Source organism: Chryseobacterium sp. IHB B 17019 (assembly GCF_001456155.1).
Taxonomy (GTDB): domain Bacteria; phylum Bacteroidota; class Bacteroidia; order Flavobacteriales; family Weeksellaceae; genus Chryseobacterium.
This window is the reverse complement of the sequence record NZ_CP013293.1, coordinates 1,401,659-1,423,644: the sequence shown is the minus strand read 5'-3', so window position 1 is coordinate 1,423,644 and position 21,986 is coordinate 1,401,659. Positions and strand designations below refer to the sequence as shown.

15 protein-coding genes are annotated in these 21,986 nt (G+C 35.8%); 7 read left to right on the top strand and 8 right to left on the bottom strand.

Features of this window, described 5'->3' with window-relative positions; all coding sequences use genetic code 11:
- Window positions 1-7: 7 nt before the first annotated feature.
- Genes ATE47_RS06440 through ATE47_RS06425 form a run of 4 tightly spaced genes read right to left on the bottom strand, consistent with a single transcriptional unit; the run spans window position 8 to window position 6,785 of the window.
- Window positions 8-1,465, bottom strand: a complete 1,458-nt coding sequence (locus tag ATE47_RS06440) for a glycoside hydrolase family 30 protein (RefSeq protein ID WP_062161185.1) — start codon at window positions 1,463-1,465, stop codon at window positions 8-10.
- Window positions 1,466-1,488: 23 nt separating this feature from the next.
- Complete coding sequence (locus ATE47_RS06435; RefSeq protein WP_062161184.1) at window positions 1,489-2,343, bottom strand: hypothetical protein; 855 nt, start codon at window positions 2,341-2,343, stop codon at window positions 1,489-1,491.
- Window positions 2,344-2,352: 9 nt separating this feature from the next.
- Complete coding sequence (locus ATE47_RS06430) at window positions 2,353-3,873, bottom strand: RagB/SusD family nutrient uptake outer membrane protein (protein ID WP_062161183.1); 1,521 nt, start codon at window positions 3,871-3,873, stop codon at window positions 2,353-2,355.
- A gap of 11 nt (window positions 3,874-3,884) precedes the next feature.
- Window positions 3,885-6,785, bottom strand: coding sequence for a SusC/RagA family TonB-linked outer membrane protein (locus ATE47_RS06425; RefSeq protein WP_062161182.1), 2,901 nt, complete (start codon window positions 6,783-6,785; stop codon window positions 3,885-3,887).
- 177 nt (window positions 6,786-6,962) lie between these two features.
- On the opposite strand from ATE47_RS06425, the gene ATE47_RS06420 reads away from it, so the two are divergent.
- From ATE47_RS06420 to ATE47_RS06405, 4 genes are all read left to right on the top strand, one after another.
- The gene (locus tag ATE47_RS06420; RefSeq protein WP_062161181.1) at window positions 6,963-8,156 is read left to right on the top strand and encodes an MFS transporter; all 1,194 of its coding nucleotides are present in this window, start codon (window positions 6,963-6,965) and stop codon (window positions 8,154-8,156) included.
- Between the two features lie 16 nt (window positions 8,157-8,172).
- Window positions 8,173-8,961 (top strand): NUDIX hydrolase, encoded by a 789-nt coding sequence (locus ATE47_RS06415; RefSeq protein WP_062163473.1) that lies wholly within the window; start codon window positions 8,173-8,175, stop codon window positions 8,959-8,961.
- A 120-nt stretch (window positions 8,962-9,081) separates the two neighbouring features.
- Window positions 9,082-10,260: an acyl-CoA dehydrogenase family protein gene (locus tag ATE47_RS06410; RefSeq protein ID WP_062161180.1), complete on the top strand. Its 1,179-nt coding sequence runs from the start codon at window positions 9,082-9,084 to the stop codon at window positions 10,258-10,260.
- Between the two features lie 163 nt (window positions 10,261-10,423).
- The gene (locus ATE47_RS06405; protein WP_062161179.1) at window positions 10,424-12,370 is read left to right on the top strand and encodes a T9SS type A sorting domain-containing protein; all 1,947 of its coding nucleotides are present in this window, start codon (window positions 10,424-10,426) and stop codon (window positions 12,368-12,370) included.
- Between the two features lie 56 nt (window positions 12,371-12,426).
- On the opposite strand, the gene ATE47_RS06400 is transcribed toward ATE47_RS06405, so the two are convergent.
- The 4 genes from ATE47_RS06400 to rsmG form a co-directional block, all read right to left on the bottom strand.
- Window positions 12,427-15,120, bottom strand: a complete 2,694-nt coding sequence (locus ATE47_RS06400; protein WP_062161178.1) for a PD-(D/E)XK nuclease family protein — start codon at window positions 15,118-15,120, stop codon at window positions 12,427-12,429.
- Window positions 15,117-15,653, bottom strand: coding sequence for a DUF922 domain-containing protein (locus ATE47_RS06395; RefSeq protein WP_062161177.1), 537 nt, complete (start codon window positions 15,651-15,653; stop codon window positions 15,117-15,119). The genes ATE47_RS06400 and ATE47_RS06395 overlap by 4 nt, the downstream gene beginning before the upstream one ends.
- A 4-nt stretch (window positions 15,654-15,657) precedes the next feature.
- A complete protein-coding gene (locus ATE47_RS06390) occupies window positions 15,658-16,065 on the bottom strand; it encodes a hypothetical protein (RefSeq protein ID WP_062161176.1) in 408 nt (135 codons plus the stop codon).
- Window positions 16,066-16,126: 61 nt separating this feature from the next.
- Window positions 16,127-16,762, bottom strand: a complete 636-nt coding sequence (gene rsmG / locus ATE47_RS06385) for a 16S rRNA (guanine(527)-N(7))-methyltransferase RsmG (protein WP_062161175.1) — start codon at window positions 16,760-16,762, stop codon at window positions 16,127-16,129.
- A 199-nt stretch (window positions 16,763-16,961) separates the two neighbouring features.
- On the opposite strand from rsmG, the gene ATE47_RS06380 reads away from it, so the two are divergent.
- The 3 genes from ATE47_RS06380 to ATE47_RS06370 all read left to right on the top strand — a co-directional run bounded on the left by ATE47_RS06380 (window position 16,962) and on the right by ATE47_RS06370 (window position 21,914).
- On the top strand, window positions 16,962-18,155 hold the full coding sequence (locus ATE47_RS06380; RefSeq protein WP_062161174.1) for a pyridoxal phosphate-dependent aminotransferase: 1,194 nt from the start codon (window positions 16,962-16,964) through the stop codon (window positions 18,153-18,155).
- 40 nt (window positions 18,156-18,195) lie between these two features.
- The gene (locus ATE47_RS06375) at window positions 18,196-21,135 is read left to right on the top strand and encodes a M16 family metallopeptidase (protein WP_062161173.1); all 2,940 of its coding nucleotides are present in this window, start codon (window positions 18,196-18,198) and stop codon (window positions 21,133-21,135) included.
- Between the two features lie 146 nt (window positions 21,136-21,281).
- Window positions 21,282-21,914 carry a peroxiredoxin gene (locus ATE47_RS06370; RefSeq protein WP_062161172.1) on the top strand — a complete coding sequence of 211 codons (633 nt, stop codon included), beginning with the start codon at window positions 21,282-21,284 and terminating at the stop codon, window positions 21,912-21,914.
- Window positions 21,915-21,986 lie beyond the last annotated feature (72 nt).

Below are 21,986 nucleotides of genomic sequence, written 5' to 3'. Positions count from 1 at the left end.
TTTTATTTTAAAAAATATATGTCGCTGTTGAGCTTCCTGAAATTGTAACAAGAGCTGTTTTTTGATTATATTTAATAGTAAACGCTTTATCCGTGGAATTACTGTTCTGAACAATCAAAACGGTTTTCCCAGCCGGAGTTTTAAAAGCTACCGTTGATAAGTTATCGCCCTGTGTAGAAGCGATTCTCTGAGAATTTACGGGAACAAATTTTGAAGCGTGGGCGATGATATAATAAGCAACATTTTTTTCGTAACCTGTTGCTCCGTTCACTGTGACTGCACCTTTACATTGTGTACAACCACCCGGTGTGTGAGGCCCAAAAGAGGCGTCATTCGCTACATTCCACTCCAATGCTGTTCTGCTCCAGTTTCTCATTGACCCAATAATAACGTTTTTAACGTGCCAATCCAAATCTCCCCCGAAATTCCCTGTAGAACTCGTCCACTGTTCCGTGAAATACACGTTTTTATTTGGAAATAAATTATGAACTGTACTTAATGCAGAAATATCTCCCGCGTACAGATGAAAGGCCGATCCGTCGACAAAAGGATTGGCAGCAGGATCATTTAAAATAGCCAAAGGATAAGCCGGATTATCGCAATTGTGATCGTAAGCAATGATTTTAGTGGTAATATTGGCAGCTTGGAAAGCCGGACCTAAATGAGTTTTAATAAAAGTTGCCTGATCTGTTGCAGACATATACATACTTGGATTATTTCCCGGATGTAATGGCTCGTTTTGTGGCGTAATGGCGTCGATTTTAATTCCCTGGGACTGCATTGTCTGGATATATTTTACGAAATATTGAGCGTAAACTCCGTAGAATTCCGGTTTTAAGCTTCCTCCGATACTGCTCCCGTTGTCTTTCATCCAAACGGGTGGTGACCAGGGAGTTGCTAAGATTTTAATATTCGGATTAATCACCAAAATATCTTTTAACATCTGGATAACAGCCTGATCTTTATTTAAACTAAATTGAGCAAGCGTAGGATCTGTCTGCCCCGCCGGCATATCGTCATAAGAAAAAACCTCGCTGTTCAAATCTGAAGCTCCGATGCTGATTCTTAAATAGCTGATTCCAATTCCTGAACTGTTGAAAAGATCATTCAACAATTCCTGTTTTTTGCTGGCATTCAGTTGATTAATCACCTGAACACTTCCTCCGGTAAGCGTATATCCAAAGCCATCAACCGTCTGGAAAACCTGTGAAGCATCTACTTCAATGGTTGTTCCTGAGCTTGAAGTCCCTGAGAAATAAGCAGTTCCCTGTTCCTGAAGTTCCACCGACTGATCTCCTTTCGTTAACCACACCTGTACCGGATCTCCTGTATTTCCACCGCCGTTTCCGGGATTTTCATTGTTTGAAAGATCTGAAGATGTACTGCTGCAGTTAAAAAAAGAAAGAAGTGCTACACCGCAAAGTGCAGCACCTCTAACGAAACTATATGAATATTGTGATATCATATTAAAATTATTTATGGCAAAAATTATTGCGCTCTTCTAAGTTCAACTTTATCTATGCTTAAACTGCTTACCATTGTTCCTCCACATTTAATCACCAAATAAACAGTTCCAGTAGCTGTTGCAGTATAAATTCCTCCGTTTTTATCACCATTACAGCCTATTGTTGAAACCCTGCCTTTAAAGGCTGATTTTCCGCAACCGTCCCATGTGTTGATATTTCTGTAAACTGGCCCGCTGATATCCTGTCCTGAAGCCGGTATACTGTTTACCACATAAACTTCAAACCATGTATCTTGTAAAGCCGTATTTGAAGATGCAACCATATCAATAGAATATTTTTGACCTGCGACCACATTTACAGCCTGATAAATAGCCTGCTGACTACCTCCAGACGCCACAATAGTAGCTTTACCATTGGCAAAAACCCATTGTGCCCCGGAAGGGCTGATGGTGTGGATTGTCCATTTAGAAATTTCGTCAGCATTGTCAAACCTTCCGCCCTGGATAATATTTCCGGCAACTGGATCATCAGCGGGAACAGTAATGGTTTGAGTCCCTGTACCTGCCACTACACCACCTTTTCCGATAGCCTGATGTTCGATAATATAAGTTCCTTTATCCGGAAGGAAAATATCCTCTATGTTTTTTCCAATATTAAAACCTTCATCATCAATATTCCATTTTGTGGTAATATAGTTATTTGCATTTGTTGTTAATCTATATCTGTTTTCGGCAGTTTTTGCTACTTTAAAAGAGCCATCCACAGATTCTTGGGAAAGACCGTTTCCGTCGCCGTCAATCGTGTCTGGAGTACAGCTTGCCAAAAAGAAGATTGCTGAGCCTAATAGAAGGCTTTTGTTAATATATTTAGTTATCATGTTATTAGATTAATAGTTAGGATTTTGTTGAAGGATTGTTCCTGTAAGCTCAGTGTAAGGAATTGGCAGAATTTCATTTTTACCAGCCAAGAAGCCTCTTGAGCCTAATTTTGCCGGAGCTTCACCCCATCTTACCAAGTCAAACCATCTGTGGCCTTCACCTGCCAATTCTCTTCTTCTCTCATCTTTCACAGCCTGCATAGAAACCGGGACCGATGCTAATCCAACTCTTGCTCTTACCGCATCCAATAACGCCTGAGCTCTTGCTCCCGTACCATTCAAGGCTTCAGCTTCCATTAAATAAGTGTCTGCTAATCTTATGTAGATATAATTTTGACGGTAATTTAATTCTGAAGGGCCAGGCAAAGTGGTTACTTCATCTTTTGTCGGCATATATTTATTAAGGAAATATCCATTATCCATATAAGCCGGCGAATAGTCTGCTTTTCCTTGCTGTTTTAAAGCTTTTACATTAAGGATGGTTGCATTCATTCTTGGATCTCCCTGCATAAAATTAAATAAATCCTGAGTGATAGGATTAAATGCCCAACCTGCAACCACGTCCGGTGCATCTGTAGCTATTTTGCTATATCCTCTCGGCGCTACCATAATATTGATAGAGTTTCCTTCATCATTACCCTGTCCCCAGAAACCCCAGTCAGAATTTCCTTTATTGGTATGCATTACTTCAAAAATAGATTCTGACGTGAATTTATTATCAGTTACCCAAAGACTTGCAAAATCAGTTACAAGTTTATATCCGTACTGGCTTGTTCCTCCCGGAGTTCCGTTTACTTCAGCAAACTGTGCTGCTGCTTCAGTTTTTTTATTTTGATATAAATAAACTTTTCCCAGCAAAGCTCTTGCGGCTCCTTGTGTAAACCTTCCTCTTTGATCCCCTGAAACAGTCATTGGAAGATCCGGAATAGCTGCAAGTAAGTCTGCTTCTATCTGAGCATATACATCGGCTTTTGGAGCTTGCGGAATGTTATAGTAGTCATCTGTTGCTTTAATTTCCTTAAGAATAAGAGGAATATTTCCGAACATTCTCACCAATTCAAAATAATATAATGCTCTTAAAGACTTGGATTCTGCAGTAAATCTTTTCTTAATGGCATCACTCATGTTCGCCTGAGGAATCTTCTCAACCAAAACATTTGCTCTGGAAACTCCCTGATAATAATCTCTCCAGTAGCTTACAGGCATTGTATTAGGATTCAGCTGATAATTTGATAACCCCTGAATTCCTGCCCCATCTGTTGCACTTCCTCCTCCTGCATAAAAATCATCTGAGCCTGCATTGAAGAATGTAACCATATTTTCAAAGCCTCCGGCATATTTTCTTACAGGATCGTAAGTTCCGACAAGAGCAAAGAAACATTCCTGTTCATTTCTAAAGAAATTACTGGTATCGAATGCACCCAGGTTTTTTACGTCTTCAAGATTATCAGTAGTACAGGCAACATTGGTTACTCCTGTTCCTATGAATAATGATGCTGCAATGCTTATTTTAAATATTTTATTTTTCATTTTTAATCTTATTAGAATGTAAGGTTAGCTCCAAAAAGGAAAGTTTTAGCTTGAGGATAATATGCTCTGTCGATACCGAAACTGTCTCCGGCAGCGATTTCAGGATCATAACCTGTGTACTTCGTAAATGTGAAAAGGTTTTCTGCTGTTACATAAAAACGCAGCTTGCTTACACCGAAATTCTGTGTCATCGCCTGTGGAAGTGTGTATCCTAGCTGAACCAGTTTTACTCTTACATAATCTCCTTTTTGCAGATAATAATCAGACATCCAAGTGTAATTGTGGTTAGTATCATTGGTTGTCACTCTTGGTGTAGTGTTCGAAGTTCCTTCACCTGTCCAACGGTCTAAAATAGCAGTCTGGTAATTTGCATTAATGATATCAAGACGTCTTAGCCCCTGGAAAATTTTGTTTCCGGCTTGGCCTTGAGCAAAAACCATAAAATCCCAGTTTTTATAATTCAAGTTAACTGTCATCCCGAAAGTATACTTTGGAACAGAATTTCCTAAGTTCACTTTATCCATATCACTGATTTTTCCGTCGCCATTTGTATCTGCCCAAATGAAATCCCCTGGTTTAGCATCCGGAAGGATCATTTGTCCGTTTGCATTTCTGTAGGCATTTACCTGCTCTTGATTTTGGAAAATACCTAGCGTTTTATATCCGTAAAAAGATCCGTAAGATTCTCCTACCTGAATTCTGGAAACAGGTCCCATAGATTGGAAGCCAGGTCCATCAATGTATAATCTTCCCGATTCTAAGCTTGTAACCGTATTTTTAAGATAAGCAAAATTACCGTTAACTGAAACTCCGAAATCCGTCCAGTTTTTTCTGTAGCCTAATTCCACTTCTACCCCTTCATTTTCCATATCACCAATATTTGCTGTTGGTGGAACTGTTACCCCAACATAACCAGGGATCTGAACCTGTCTTAAAATATCAGAAGTTTTCTTCTTGTAATAATCAACTGTTAAATTAAAATTGCTTAAGAATTTAATATCTGCTGCAACGTTAAGCTGAGAAGTTGATTCCCATTTCAAATCAGGGTTGGCCAATGTATTTGGAATATATCCTGGCATAATTACATTGTTTCCGTTCGTATAGTTGGCTCCCGGTACATAGAAATTAGCAAAAAGGAAGTCTCCAATACCATCATTTCCTAAAACTCCGTATCCTCCACGTATTTTTAAAGTATTGATGATTTTGTTTTCCGGCCAGAAATTTTCTTTATCTACATTCCATCCTAATGAGAAGGCAGGGAAAGTTCCCCAATGGTTGTTTGCCCCAAATTTGGATGATCCGTCACGTCTTACCGTACCGGTGAACAAATATTTATTAGCATAATCATATACAACTCTACCAAAATAAGAAGCTTTATGAGTGTTGATATAATCCCATGCACTCATATTTTTCTGATCCTGAGGTACATAAAAGTTAAAAGATGCGTCTTCATAGCTGCTAATAGGCAAATTTGTGTGGGTTACAGTCTGCCCGAAACCGATATTATATTCATAATAACCCGTACCTACCAATACGTTCAAATTATGTTCTCCGAATTTCTTTTGCCATGTTAATGTATTTTCTAAACTCCACTCCAGTTTTTGTTGGGTAGTTCTGCTTAAGCTATTGAAATTTAAATTACTGTAATTTGGATTCAAATAGAAAAGCGGTGTAAAGTTCTGGCTTCCCCAATATGCTTTTTTACCGTTAATGGATGATTTAAAAGTGAAATCTTTTGCAAATTTTACTTCCGCAAAAACATTAGCAATGAAATCATCAGACCAACCTTTATTTCCTAATTGTGTGTATCTGAAAGCAAGCGGGTTAGACATTTCCTGACCCACTAATGTGGATATTCCGTAAGGATTTCCATAAGGATCTCTTACAATATTGGGATTAGAATAGGTATTAGAGCCGGCCATTGCAGGATCAGTCACCACTAATGGTGTTGTAGGATCCAAGTTCACGGCAGAGCTTAATGGTCCCCCAAATTCACCGTTAGCATTAATTCCCTGTGATTGTGTATGTGTATAGGCAAAAGTTTGTCCAACTGTTAACCAATTTGTCAATTTATGAGTAGAGTTTAAACGTCCTGTTAATCTTTTATAATAAGATATATCACTCATCACAATACCCGTCTGATCAAAGTATCCGAATGATCCGTAGAAAGTAGATTTTTCATTTCCACCGCTAATGCTGACCTCATGATTGGATCTTTCTCCCGTACTAAAAATTGCGTCCTGCCAATCAGTTCCTGCTCCTAATGATTGTGGATTCTGAAAAACAGGATTTTGCCCGCCGTTTACATATGCTTCATTAAGAATTGTTGCATATTGAGTAGCATTCAATAAGTCCAATTTTCTGGCAGCTCTTGCTGTACCATAAGACCCGTTGTATGAAAGATTTAATCTTCCTTTTTTTCCTTTTTTGGTGGTTACCAAGATTACACCTCTCGCAGCAGAAACACCATAAATTGCAGAAGATGCTCCATCTTTCAGTACTTCCATGCTTTCAATGTCAGACTGGTTTAGCCAGCCAATACCATCAACCACAATACCATCCACTACCCAAAGCGGATCGTTGTTGGAATAATAACTGGTAATACCTCTCACACGAATTGTTGCTGAAGAGCCCGGCTGTCCGGAATTTGTGATTACGTTTACCCCTGCGGCTCTACCCTGCAATACCTGTTCCGGTTTACCCGCCGGAATATTTTCGATATCGCTGGCTTTAATACTTGAGATCGCTCCTGTCACATTACTCTTCTTCTGAGTACCGTAACCGATCATTACCACTTCCTCGATTTTTGTCTCTTTGGAAACGGTATCACTCGCTGTGTTTTGGGCGCTGAAATTTGCAGTAAAATAAAGCACTGCAACCACTCCCAAACTTCTTGATATTTTTACATTCATATACAGTTAGTTTTTTAATTCTCAAATTGAGACAATAAAAATATATTTTTTTTTAAATAATTAACATTTTATTAATAAATATTTTAATATTTCGTTTATTTTTGGGACTTCAAAGGCATAAATTTTAGCTAATAAGCTGTAAATTTTTCTCAAAAAACAATAAAAACTGTCCCCAAAATGACGACCAAGCTCTCCAATATTTCACTACCCTTAAAGCTTACTTTTTTAATATTCTCAATGGTCTTAAACTGCATGGGTATTGTAATTCTTCAACTTTCCGATGCAAAAATAACTTATGAAAAGCTTGGTTTTTTAGAATCATTTAAGGATCTTCCTATTGCGTTTATTTCACTTTTTGCAGTAAATTTTATCAGTAAAATAGGGACAAAAAAAGCATTAATATTAGCGTTAACAATTGTTGGGATTTGTTCACTTATCTTACCGTTTGTTGAAGTTTTTTGGTTTTATAAGCTCTGGTTTGCAATTATCGGGACATGTTTTGCAATTGGAAAAATTTGTGTTTTCGGGATTATCAGAAACAATATTTCAGATGAAAAATCTCTTGCAAAAATAATGAATAGTGTGGAAGCATCATTTATGATTGGTATTTTTGTGGTAAACACGGGTTTTGGATGGCTGATTTCCAGTCAGTTTTCAGAATACTGGAAATTTGGGTTTATATCAATCTCAGTTTTATCTGCCGTTACGATATTTCTGTTCTCAAGGCTTCCGATTTCCGAACCTGTTAAATTAGAAAAAGATAATATTATCAGGGATCTTTCTAAACTTATTAATCCACTGATGATTATATTTTTAGCAGTAATTTTTTCCATTGTTTTTGTTGAGCAGAGCTTTAATTCCTGGCTACCGTCTTTTTATAAAAATCATTTGAAGGTCAATTCCTTTTTTGCCCTTCAGGCTTCATCTTTTCTGGCGCTTTTTTCCTATGTTGGAAGAACAATTACGGCAAATATTATCCAGAGATTTTCACTGTCAAAATATTATACTTTATGCTTGTCATTAATCATTTTGGTCTTAATCGTTATCATCGGGATACAATTTTTTGATGCAGACGATTCAAAGGTGCTGCTATTCTTATTTCCTGTATTAGGGCTATTTTTATCACCGCTCTACCCTGTTATTAATTCAAAAATGATCGCTCAGGTTGATAAGACGAAAGCCAATCTTTTTACCTCATTAATTGTCATTTTTTCATCTCTTGGAAGCTCTGTGAGCTCAATCATCATGTCCGTTTTATTTGGAAACCAGCTTTTAAGCTTTTATTCTTTATATATTTTAATGGCTGTAACTGTGTTATTTACGATAAGTTTAATTTATTTTAAACTTGCTGACAAAACATTTAGAAAATAATTTTATTTTTACTGTCATGAAAATCAGGAACGAAAAAAACAAAGAAACTCTTCGGGAACTCATTGATACAAAAGATTTTGTAGCGCATGTATCTGTTGACTGTACCATATTTGGTTTTCATAATAACATCCTGAAAGTCTTACTTTTGAAGTACCACGACCTCAATTTGTGGTCACTTCCCGGCGGTTTTGTTTTTAATGATGAAGACCTTCGTGAGGCAGCCGAACGTGTTTTACACGAAAGAACGCATCTTAAAGATATTTTCCTGAAACAGTTTCACACATTCGGGAGAATCGACAGAACGGAGAATAATGTTCACCAAATTCTTTTAAATAATAAAGGAATTGAAGTTCCCAAAGATCACTGGATTTTCCAAAGATTCATTACCGTTGGATATTGTAGTTTGATTGATTTTTCGATGGCAAATACGTTTCCTGACGCCTTCAATGAAAGCTGTGAATGGTTTGAAGTAGACAATCTTCCAAAGATGGCCTTCGACCATGACAGAATCATCGAAACCGGCCTTGAATACCTGAGAATGAACATCAATACGGAAGTTGCCGCAAGTAATCTCCTTCCTGAAAAATTTACCATGAAAGATCTGCAGTCATTGTACGAAACTATTTTAGGTCAAAAATTCAGAAGAAATAATTTTCAACGTAAAATATTGAGCTTAAACATTTTAGATCGACTGGAAAAGCTATACGACGGTTCGGCCAATAAAGCTCCTTATTTATATAAATTTAAATCAAAGGTTCATAATTCTACCAGCCAATACCCTATTTCCAACGAAGACGAAAATTAATTAACCTATTTTTTAAATTAAATATCTGATTAAACAATTAATAATCAACTATTCACAGGCGTTTAAAAAAAATTTTCCTGAAATACTGAAAAGTCTTACTTTTAGGGAAATTAAATTACAATGTCATATTATTCCCTTACAAGCATTCCAGATTATTTTGGGATCGATGCTTTACTTACTGAAGAACATAAACTCATCCGTCAATCTGTAAGAGACTGGGTAGAAAGTTTTGTAATGCCACAAATTGATCAGGCTGCACAAAATCATACAGATTTGCCGGGCTTAATGAAAGAATTAGGTAAAATTGGAGCTTTGGGTCCATATATTCCGGTTGAATATGGTGGTTCGGGTCTTGATCAGATTTCTTACGGGTTGATTATGCAGGAGTTGGAAAGAGGCGATTCTGCAGTACGTTCTGCGGCTTCTGTACAGAGTTCTCTGGTAATGTTTCCTATTAATGAATTTGGTTCTGAGGAGCAAAAAAGAAAATATTTACCCAAACTGGCTGCCGGAGAAATGATTGGTTCTTTCGGTCTTACAGAGCCTAATCACGGTTCGGATCCGGGTTCTATGGAAACGAATTTTAAAGATATGGGCGATCATTATCTTCTGAATGGGGCAAAAATGTGGATCACAAACTCTCCTCTTTGCGATATTGCCGTTGTTTGGGCGAAAAATGAAGAAGGAAAAGTTCAGGGATTGATCGTTGAAAGAGGAATGGAAGGTTTTACAACACCGGAAACTCACAATAAATGGAGTCTAAGGGCTTCAAAAACAGGGGAATTGGTATTTAATAATGTAAAAGTTCCGAAGGAAAATCTACTTCCGAATGTTACAGGATTAAAAGGACCTTTATCTTGTTTAAATTCAGCAAGATATGGAATTTCTTGGGGCGTAATTGGTGCAGCGATCGATTGCTATTGTACTGCTGTTCAATATTCTAAGGAAAGAAAGCAGTTCGGAAAACCAATCGGATCTTTCCAGCTTCAACAGAAAAAACTAGCTGAATTTTTAACGGAAATAACTAAGGCTCAGTTACTTTGCTTACAATTAGGAACACTTAAAAATAATCATAAGGCAACTCCTGCACAAATTTCAATGGCCAAAAGAAATAATGTGAAAATGGCTATTGATATCGCAAGAGAATCCCGACAAATTCTTGGCGGAATGGGTATTATGGGTGAATTCCCAATGATGAGACACGCCGCAAACCTTGAATCTGTGATCACTTACGAGGGAACTCATGATGTTCATTTATTAATTACAGGATTGGACATTACAGGAATTAATGCTTTCTGATAATTGATTAAACATTGATAAACAAAAGAGTCTGACGCTGTTCAGGCTCTTTTTCTTTTTAGCAATAATCAAAGAACTTGTATTCAATGAATAGCTATTAATATTCAGAATATCGAAAGTTTTGTTTTAAAAATATAATTTAACAGCACAAAAAAATCAAATTATGAAAAAAATCCTTATTATTTTATCGGGGATCACTGCCCCTTTCTATTTTTCCCAACAAGCAGGAGACGTTTTCAGTGTCGAACAGAAGCTTGATCTTACCCCACAGGGTGTTGTTAATTTTATTTCAAATAATCTTGGAAGTCAGAATACACCGGATTTTGTAAGTTATTTAAATGGCTTTAATGTTGGCTTAAGAGCCTATAAAGTAACATATTATACTAAAAATGAAAAAGACATTTTGGTAAAAGCCACCGGACTTATCATGTATCCTAAAGTGAATTATAAGCTTTCAACAGTAGTTTCCGAACACGGAACAACGGATAACAGAAACAATGTCCCTTCAAATTTAAAAGGCGTATCGACAGTAGGTTTCGCAGTAGAACTTTCTTATGTTTTGAACGGATATATTCTGATGGCTCCCGACTATGTAGGGATGGGAACCGGACAGGGAACTCACCCATACGTGCACTATCCTACCGAGGCCAGCGCAACGGTAGATTTTGTAACGGCAGCCAATAAAATTCTTGTGCAGCAAGGTGTAAAACGTTACGATGAATATTTTATTTCCGGATATTCTCAAGGAGGACATGCTGCGATGTCAACCTTAAAAAAATTAAGCATTTCTAATCCAACCAATTTAAAATTTAAATATGCGTATATGGGAGACGGTCCTTATGACTTTTCCGGTGCTACGATGCAAAAAGGTGTTGTGGAAAAAGAATTCTATCCGTTCTCTTCTTTTCTCGCAAATGTAGTAAATACGTGTAATGATCTGGGTTACAAGAGCTACACCAACAATATTTCAGAGGTAATTTCTCCGGAATATCTTGATAAATACAACTATCATGTGATTCAGGAAAATGGTGGCATGCTTTGGGGACCTGTAATCTGGAGAAAACTATTTACAACGAATTTTATAACGGATGTAACTAATAATCAAAACAGTAAGCTAAGACAATGTCTGCGGGCAAGTGATGTCTATGATTGGTACAACAAAACTCCTACTACTTTAGGGCATTCCACTATTGATCTTGCTATTAATCCGGAAAACACAGCAAAAACCCTGGTAACACAGCAAGGCTATTATCCTTGGTGGGATCTTAATAAATATAAGCTGGAAGCCTTCTATTGGGGACCACTGGATCACGTCGGCGGTATTCTTCCGTTTGTTTTGGCATCAAATGCAAAGTTTAATACGCTGAGAAGCGGTGGACTTTTCAATGAATGGGCAATGTTGACTTCAAAAAATTCTACAAATATTTCTTCTAAGGTTACTGGTATTTACAGTTCTCAAATAAAACCTGAATTGAACGGAAAAGAATTAATTGAAATCACAGATTTTAATAAAGAAAATTCACAAAGCAAAACAGCTGTAAGCAATAATCTTTCTGCATTAAAAGACGGAGTTTACTTATTGAAAGTGGCTGAAAATAATAAAACCCAACTTATTCCTTACATCAAAAATACTCCGAAAACAATTGAAGAAAATGAAATTGTAAAATCTTACAATAAAAATATTCTGGAATTGAAAATAAACACAGAAGAACTGAAAGCAGTTAATATTTTTGATGAAAATAAAAATCTTGTTAAAACAATTTTACAGGAACAATATATTCAGGATGGAGGTGTTAATTTAAATACTCTTAAAAATCAGGATTATACATTTGAAGTTGTAACTCAATTTTACAATCTTCAATTTAATAAAAGAGTTGAAGGCCCTACTCCCGGGGAAAGCATTAATATTTTCACTCAGAATAAACAAATAATTATAAAATCCAGAGAGGAAATAAAAAATATTGTAATCTACAGTATTTCAGGAGCTTTGATTCAAAACTTGGAAGTTAATAAAAATGATTTCAACTCAAATAGTTTAGAGCCAGGAATTTATCTTGTGAATGCAACTTTAAAAAACGGAAAAACTGTTAATAGAAAAGTGAAGTTATAAGGCCTAATAATTTGATTAACAATAATAAAAATGCACTTCAAATTGAGGTGCATTTTTTAGTTTGAGTATGGCTTAATCGTCTCCGTAAAATGAATATCCGGATTCAAAATTTCCTGAATAAGACTTTTAACGGATTTCATGGCATCATCAATATTTCCCTTTTCAAACTGAAGAGAAACAACACCTTTTCTGGCTTCTGCAAAGCTCCAGATTCCTGTCTCAACCGGAAAGCCCCAAAACTCAGGAAGATTCTGTACAACATACTGGTAAATACATAGTTGGAGTGCCTGTTTACGGTCGTTACTGTGGAAATATGCATCCACATTGGTATCATCAATTTTTACCGTAAGATTCTTGATTTTTGCGGTTTTATAATCGATAATTCGTAAGGTTCCATTAAGTCTGTCAATTCTATCAATAAATCCAAAGAAAGAAATTTTATCATTTTCTTCGAGATAAAAATCTACATTTTCAAACCTTCTTTCTATATCAATAATTTCCAGTTTATTTCCTTTTTTCACCAATTCAAGATCGAAATTCAGAATACTTTCAATTACTTTTTTTGCAATCGCTCTATGAATAAAGTTCATTCCTTTTTCATAAAATTCAGGTTGGTGTTTAAGCTTTTCAATAGCAGTTTCAATATATTGATCTATTGCTTTAATTGAATCTCTTAAATCACTTTCTTTTAAAACTTTACCTTTTAATATTTCATAAACTTCTTGAAGTGTGTAGTGAACCAAATTCCCATAATTCTTCACAGATAATTCTTCTTCGATTTCATCAGTTTCTGAGCTGTTCAAAATTTTTGAAAGATAGAAATCAATCGGATTGTAAAGATAGCTTGTCAGGTGTGAAGCCGAAACTTTTTCTTTCCATTTTTGAAGTCTTTCAAGAACGATATCGGTCTTTGAAATTTCGATTGGCTGAGTGATAATAGGCTCTGAAGAATTCTCAATAATCAGGTGTTCGATTTGATGGGAACTTTCCATTTCAATCTGCGTGATAAACCTACTCTTTTCGCCTGTATTTACACCAGAACTTAAAGCGTTGAACAACAGATGCACATTTTTAGAATCCTGGATCAACCTATAAAAATGGTAAGCATAAATACTGTCATTTTCCAAGAAAGTATGGAGATCAAAAAATCTTCTGATATCGAATGGAATATAGGTATTTTGTGAATTTCCTAAAGGTAATTTTCCTTCATTTACGGAAAGCATAATCACGTTTTCAAAATTAAGAAGACGGGTTTCCAAAAGCCCCATAATTTGCAGTCCGCGCAATGGTTCACCTTGAAAATCAATACTTTCAGAATTAATATGCTGATTGATCAAGATTTCCAATGTTTCCATTTTGATCTCAAACTGATAGGGTGACAATTGGTTTTTTATAATCCTAAAGGCATTCTCGAAGTGAGATACGTTTTCATATTGAATATCATCTATTTCCAACCATTTTATTTTCTTGCAAAACGCAATGAGCGCATCTAAATAGCCATTGGTAGAATCTGCTTTTTGAAGTAAATTAAAATATGAAAGCGAACCAAGAAGCTCATTCAATAATTTTTTCGAGATGTAGACAATATTCCTCTCCTCTATTTTCGCTTTGAAATTATTGATAATGACTTCATCCTCAACATCTTTAGGGAGTTCTTCAAGGATTGGAAAAATATCACGGTAATAGTAAGAAGATTTATTTTTCTCTAATTGTTTTTGCAGGTAGAAAAGTTGTTTGATGGCATTAGAAAATGAAAGGTTTTTCAAAGGGAACCCCATTGTAATATTCAGATTCTGAACACTGTACATAACATCTAAACTTGCCGGAAGGAGATTTTCATCTAGTAAAACAACCGCAGTATTAGAATATGTTTTATTTTCTATTTCTTTAAAAATTTCCGGTAAAATTTTCGTTTGGGTAATATTTCCGGAAACTTCGTAAACTTTTATGTTTTTTGGTTGATTAAAATCATCCTCAATCCATTGAAAAGCACGACTGTCATTGAATTCCTTCCAGGTTTTATGATTTCTCAGAAACTTTCCTGCTTCCTGCCTTTCATCATCAAAATAATAATGGTCTGCCTGGAAAAAACATTGTCCTTTATTCCATTGTAAAAGGCTTCTGACCAGCTTTTCTTCAGCCGGAGTAAAAGCATTAAACCCACAAAAAACAAATTGTTCATTCGTGTTTTTTGCAAAATCAACAATTCTTGCTTTTGCTGTCTCATGAATCATTCCGGAAGTCGCCCAGTTTTTTTCCTGTAGTTTTTCTTTTAAAACAGGAAGAAAAACATTCATGTTTTTCCAGAAATTCAAGAATTTTTTTCTTGGAATATTATCATCTTCTCCCAGATCCTGTGCCCAGTCTTTAATTCTTTCCTCATCAAACATATATTGCAAAACAGCCTGGTCATTTTCAGAAAATTTTAGGATATCATCCCAATCCTTTTGTAAAGTAGGAAACCATTTCAAAAAATCCGCAAAATCATCATTCGGAATAAGATTTAGGCTTTTGTAAACATCGAAGGCAAACAACCACAAAGCAATTCCCTGAATAGCCTGTTTATCGGCAATTCTGTTAATCAGTTCTTCAATAGTAAAAAAGTTCGGAAGAAATCCGGAATAGTTATTTTCTTCCAGAATTTGCCGGATAAAAACGATCGGGCGTTTCCCGGGCAAAACAATGTTAAACGCAGATAAATCCGAGTTTTGGGCTAATAATTCATGAATGATTTTGTTGAGAAATTTCAAGGCGTTTTATAGCTTTTATAATTTTCTAATTCTTCAGCAATAATACGATTATATTCTGATTGTTTTTCCTCAACCATTCCATTCTTTGTTTCGCCGTCATAAGCTCTTTGGAAGTCCTGATATTCTTTAAGGATTCTGTTATAAATACCTTTAAAATATTTATCAAAATCTGAAGATGTCCTAATTTTTTCCGAAATCTCTTTTCTTAATTTTCTGGCAAAAACCTCTGCTACATCAAAGTGCTTTTGTTCATGCAATAAGACGTAATCATTGATTCGCTTTACATCTTTCCAGGATTTATCTATATTGAAAACCGTTTCTACTTTTATTTTTACCGGAGCTTTAGGATCTGAAGATTTTTCATAAGAATAAATCCAGCCACAGTTGGTATAAGCAACTACATTGTCTCCCCCTTTACGGTTTATGTTGCTTTTAAAATCATTCCAGGTCAGCTTTCTTCCTTCATTCCAATATATTTTCTGGCCAAATAACATATTGGTAATCAGAAAACAAACTGCAAAAATCCATTTCATTTTTCTATTCAACTACAATTGTTTTTGTGATATAATTATTGGCACCGTTCCAGAATTTAAAAGTGTATGTACCAACATGTTGCGGACTGAAATTAATCTGGCTTGCCGCTGTGTAACTATCCTGCGTACAAGGTCCGTTAGTGATATATTTATAAGCCGTCACTGTTCTTGAAGAGCTGTCATTGTGAATATAATCATATCCGTAAAATCCTTCACAATGAGACGGATATGTGGAAAAAGTCTTGATACTTTGTACGCTGAAAACGTCCATGGTATCATTTACAATTTTCACACTGTCGATTTTAATTTTATCTATAGATTCTATCGTCTGATAGTCATCATCGTCATTACATGAAGTAAAAAATAATCCTAAAATTAAAGTAGAAAACCCAATATGGAAAAATTTTTTCATGACTACAATATTTTGATTATTACTATAAATTTAGCAAAAATTATTCCTCAATTATGTTAAATTAAGAATTAAAATTTCCTTTTGATAGATACACTACTTTCTTGGTATCAAAAAATTCTTCATCAAAATAGCTTTTTAAGTTGAAGATTTCACATTTAAGTCCGGCAAGCTCTTCCGCAAGGTCTCCACCTTTTAAATATAAAATTCCGTTATGCTTGGCATTGAACTGTTCTTTTTCAAATTTGCCTTTCAGCCATCTCAGGAATTCCGGCATTTGCGTAACTGCACGGCTTACTACAAAATGGAATTTTTCCTTTAATTTTTCCGCTCTTCCATGAATTGCAGTTATATTTTTCAATCCAACTCCTTCTGCAACAGCATTCACCACGCTTATTTTTTTTCCTATTGAATCAATTAAGGTAAATTCTGTCTCAGGAAATAAAATAGCCAGTGGAATTCCGGGAAAACCGCCGCCTGTCCCAATATCCAAAACTTTTGTTCCCGGTGCAAACTCCATTACTTTTGCAATTCCTAAGGAATGTAAAATATGCTTTTCATACAGGGATTCCATATCTTTCCGTGAAATTACGTTGATTTTTTCGTTCCATTCTTTGTATAAATCCTCCAATTTGTTGAACTGTTCAATCTGTGTTTCTGTAAGATCCGGAAAGTATTTTAATAGTAACGTTGTAGACATGTGAAATATTATAAAAAGCAAAAATAAGTTTTTATTTCAATTTTTGATGTATAAAGGCTGGAAGATGGAAGTTTGAGGTGTGAGATTAGATGTAAGTAAAAGATTTAAAACATCTAGAATCCAGCAAAAACTAATAAGCTTACAAAAATTTCTCGGAGAACGGTTTTTTTATATATTTGTTTAAAATGGAAATACATATATGAACAAACTTTCAGATAGAGTAAAAAGACTTGGTTACTCTCAGACTTTTGTAATGTCTAATAAGGCTAGAGAGATGAAAGCCAGCGGAATAGACGTTATCAGTTTAACTTTAGGCGAGCCGGATTTTGATGTTCCCGACAATATAAAACAGGCCGCTTTTGATGCAATCAACCAAAATTACAGTCATTACTCTCCTGTTCCCGGATTTTTAGAGCTCCGTGAAGCAATTGCTTATAAATTAAAAAGAGATAATAATTTAGAATACAAACCAACGCAAATCTGTGTTTCAAATGGTGCAAAACAGGCTATTTTAAATGTTTTAGCATCACTTCTTAACGATGGTGACGAAGTGATTCTTCCTAATCCGTATTGGGTAAGCTATGACGAAATGGTAAAAATGATGGGAGGGACTTCTGTGATGCTTCCGACCTCGTATGTTACTGATTTTAAAATCACTGCCGAACAATTGGAAGAAGCAATTACGGATAAAACAAAAGCGGTTTTGTTTAGTTCGCCATGCAACCCTTCTGGTGGATATTATACGTATGACGAATTAAAATCCATAGCCAGAGTTATTGCTAAATATCCTCATGTAACGGTAATTTCAGACGAAATCTACGAATATATCAATTACGAAACTAAAACAACTTCTATCGCTCAATTTCCTGAGGTTTATGAGCAGACAGCTGTAATCAACGGAATGTCAAAGGCTTTTGCAATGACAGGATGGAGAATTGGGTATTCTGCATGTCCGGAATGGCTGGCAAAGGCTTGTGAAAAAATCCAGGGACAGATGACGAGCGGAGCGAATACAATGGCGCAGAGAGCTTCAATCGTAGCTTTAAAAACCGATCCTTCAGAATACAAATACATGATCGATGCCTTCAAAAAAAGAAGAGATCTTGTGTATGATTTAATTAAAGAAATTCCCGGATTTAAAGTTGTTTTGCCAAAGGCTGCATTCTATTTCTTTCCGGATGTTTCGTATTATATAGGAAAAACTTTGGATGGAATTGAAATTAAAGATTCCGATGATTTTGCAATGTTTATCTTAGAAAAAGCCCATGTAGGCTGCGTTGGCGGAGTTTCTTTCGGGAGCCCGGAATGTATCAGATTCTCTTATGCAGCATCAGAAGAAGATTTGATGGAGGCTATGAAAAGAATTAAAAATTTACTAGAGAAATTCAATTAAACAAAATATTAATAATCACTGAACAAAAAATTAGATTAAAATGAATTTTTTAAAAAGAATCACAATTGCAACGAGCATTGCAGCAGCAAGTTACTGCGGATATGCTTACGGACAGGATTTCCAATGGAAAGAAGCGACATCGAACGGATACAATTACAAATATGTTACCAATGACCCGACTTCAGCAAGATATTATACTTTAAAGAACGGACTAACGGTAATTTTAAGTCCGACCAAAAAAGATCCTAGAATCCAGACTTTTATTGCTACAAAAGCGGGAAGTAAAACCGATCCGTCTGATCATACAGGGTTGGCGCATTATCTTGAGCACATGCTTTTCAAAGGGACAGATCAATTCGGGTCTAAGGATTGGGCTAAAGAAAAACCGCTTCTGGATCAGATTGACGCGCTTTATGAAAAGTACAACCAAACGAAAGACGAAGCAAAACGTAAAGAAATTTACAAAGAAATTGATAAAATTTCCGGTGAAGCATCAAAATATGCCATCGCCAATGAATATGATAAAATGATGTCCGGAATGGGCGCCGACGGAACAAATGCCTTCACATCTTTCGAGCAGACCGTTTACACAGAAGATATTCCTGCGAATGTTGCGGATAAATTCCTGGCAGTTCAGGCAGAAAGGTTCAGGCGGCCGGTTCTAAGGCTTTTCCACACCGAGCTGGAGGCTGTTTATGAAGAAAAAAACAGAGGTCTTGATAACGATCCAAGAAAGGTATATGAAGCCATGTTTGCGGCAATTTTCCCTAATAACAATTATGGAAAACAAACTACAATCGGAACTATTGAGCATTTGAAAAACCCTTCATTAAAGGCAATCAGAGAATATTTCAACAATTATTATGTTCCCAACAATATGGGGATAATTATGTCCGGAGATTTCAATCCTGATGAAATGATCGCGAAAATTGACAAGGCGTTTTCTTATATGAAATCAAAGCCGGTTCCTGAATATAAAATTGGTACGGAAAGCCCTATCACCTCTCCTATTATCAGGGAAGTTTACGGCCCGAATCCGGAGAATATTACCATTGGATTCAGATTTCCGGGAGCTTCTACTCAGGACGCTAGAATGCTCAATTTTATCGGAAGTATGCTGACAAACGGACAGGCCGGACTGATTGATCTTGACCTTATTAAAAAACAAAAATTGCTGGCTGCGTATGCTTTTCCTTATGTTTTAAAGGATTATTCGGTTCTTTTGCTACAGGGAAATCCTACGGAAGGACAATCTTTGGATGAAGTAAAAAACCTGTTGCTTCAGGAAATTGAAAAACTGAAAAAAGGAGAATTTTCAGATGATCTCCTTCAGTCAATTATTAATAACGAAAAGAAAAACGTTATTCAGAAATACGAAAAATATTCGTCCAGAGCTGAGTCTTTGATGGATGAATTCACTTCTGAGGTTGACCATAAAACACAATTGGCCTATGTTGATGAGATTTCGAAGCTGACGAAAAAAGACATTATGGATTTTGCGTCGAGATACCTTCAGGCAAATAATTATGTTGCTGTCTACAAGAGAAAAGGTGAAGATAAAAATATTGCAAAGGTTGACAAACCGGCCATCACTCCTGTTTCTGTAAACAGAGAAGACAATTCCCAGTTCCTTAATAAAATCAATCAAATGCCGGAATCTCCGATATCTCCGGTCTGGCTGAATTTTGATAAAGACATTACAAAAAATAAATTAGGAAGTGTAGATGTTCTTTCTGTAAAAAATACAGACAATCCTTTATTCAGATTATATTACTACTTCGATTCCGGAAAATGGAATAATAAAATGCTTCCATTGGCCGCAGAATATCTTCAATATTTAGGTACAAAAAACAAATCTTCGGAAGACATCAGCAAAGAGTTTTACAAACTGGCTTCAAGCTTTAATGTAAGTGCAGGAAATGAAGAAACTTATGTAACGCTCGAAGGGTTGAATGAAAATTTTGATAAAACAGCAGCTTTATTTGAAGATTTGATTAAAAATTGCCAGCCGGACCAGAAAGCACTGGATGCTTACAAAGCAAGATTAAAAAAATCAAGAGATAATGCGAAGCAAAACAAATCGACCATCATGGCCGGACTTAGAAGTTATGCTCAGTATGGTTCGCAAAATCCGTTCAACAATACTTTAAGTGACGCGGAACTGGATGCTTTGAAGGCAGAAGACTTGGTGAATGTGCTTCATGATTTGTTTAATTTTAAACATAAAATATTGTATTACGGTCCGAAATCCGGAAATGAGTTAACGGCTTCCTTAACTCCAATTCATAAAGTTTCGAATTCATTGAAAGATATGCCGAAGTCTAAAACTTTTGCACAAATCCCGACAGACAAGAATAAGGTCTTGTTTGCTCATTATGACATGGTTCAGGCGGAAGTTTTCTGGGTGAGAAACGGTGAAGCCTATAATTCCAGTATCACTCCTACTGTGAGTTTATTCAACAATTATTTCGGTGGCGGAATGGGTTCTGTAGTGTTCCAAACGATCAGAGAATCTAAGGCATTGGCATATTCCACTTATTCTTATTTCTCTCTACCAAGTAAAAAAGAGGATAAGGATATTATTATGGCATACGTTGGAACTCAGGCTGATAAATTCAATGAATCTACAACAGCAATGAATGAGCTTTTAACAACGCTTCCGCAATCTCAACAACTGTTTGAAACAGCTAAAAACGGATTAAAAAAATCTATCGCTGCCGAAAGAATTACGCAGGACGGAATTATTTTCACTTATTTAAGATCTCAAAAGCTTGGAAATAATTCGGATATCAGGAAGAATATCTACGAACAGTCACCAAAATTGACGTTTGCCGATATTAATAATTTCCACGATAAGGAAATGAAAGGTAAGAATTTCACCTATTGTCTTGTGGCTTCTCAGGATAAAGTAAAAGAAGCCGATATGCAGAAACTCGGTGAAGTGAAAAAACTTAGCTTAACCGAAATATTTGGTTACTAAAATAAAGTAAAAGCCCTGGATTCAGGGCTTTTTTATTTTGTACAACATCAAAAACAATTATAGATTTTATTTATCAATATCAACTTGTTCGATAGACGAAATATTTATATATTTGCATCAGAAATTTAAATAAAAACAAGAAAATTATGTCTTTAGTAGGAAAAAAATTCCCAAATGTAACAGTAGATGCAATGTCTGATATGGGTGATGATCTTAGAATCAACATCTTTGAAGAAGCAACGGCTAATCAGCAAAAAGTTCTTTTATTCTGGTATCCAAAAGATTTCACTTTCGTTTGCCCGACTGAGCTTCACGCTTTCCAGGAGGCTTTAGGTGAATTCGAAAAAAGAAACACTAAAGTAATCGGAGCTTCTTGCGATACAAACGAAGTACACTTCGCTTGGCTGAACGTTTCAAAAGACAACGGAGGTATTGAAGGGGTTACTTACCCGCTTTTAGCTGATACTCACAGACAATTGGCTAACCTATTGGGAATTGTTGATCAGGATTTCGAATACAATGAAGAAGGTGAAGAAGTTTTCACAGGTTCTAACGTGACTTACAGAGCAACATATCTTATCGATGAAACAGGAAAAGTATTCCATGAGTCTGTAAATGATATGCCTCTTGGTAGAAACGTAAAAGAATATTTAAGACTAATCGATGCTTATACTCACGTTCAGAAGCATGGTGAGGTTTGCCCTGCAAACTGGGAAGAAGGAAAAGACGCGATGAAAGCTGACAGAAATTCTACAGCTGAATATTTAGCTAAGAACTAATACAATGTGTTGATTGAAAATGAGATAATTTGAAAATCAATCTCAGGATTCTTTTAGAATTATCTCATTTTC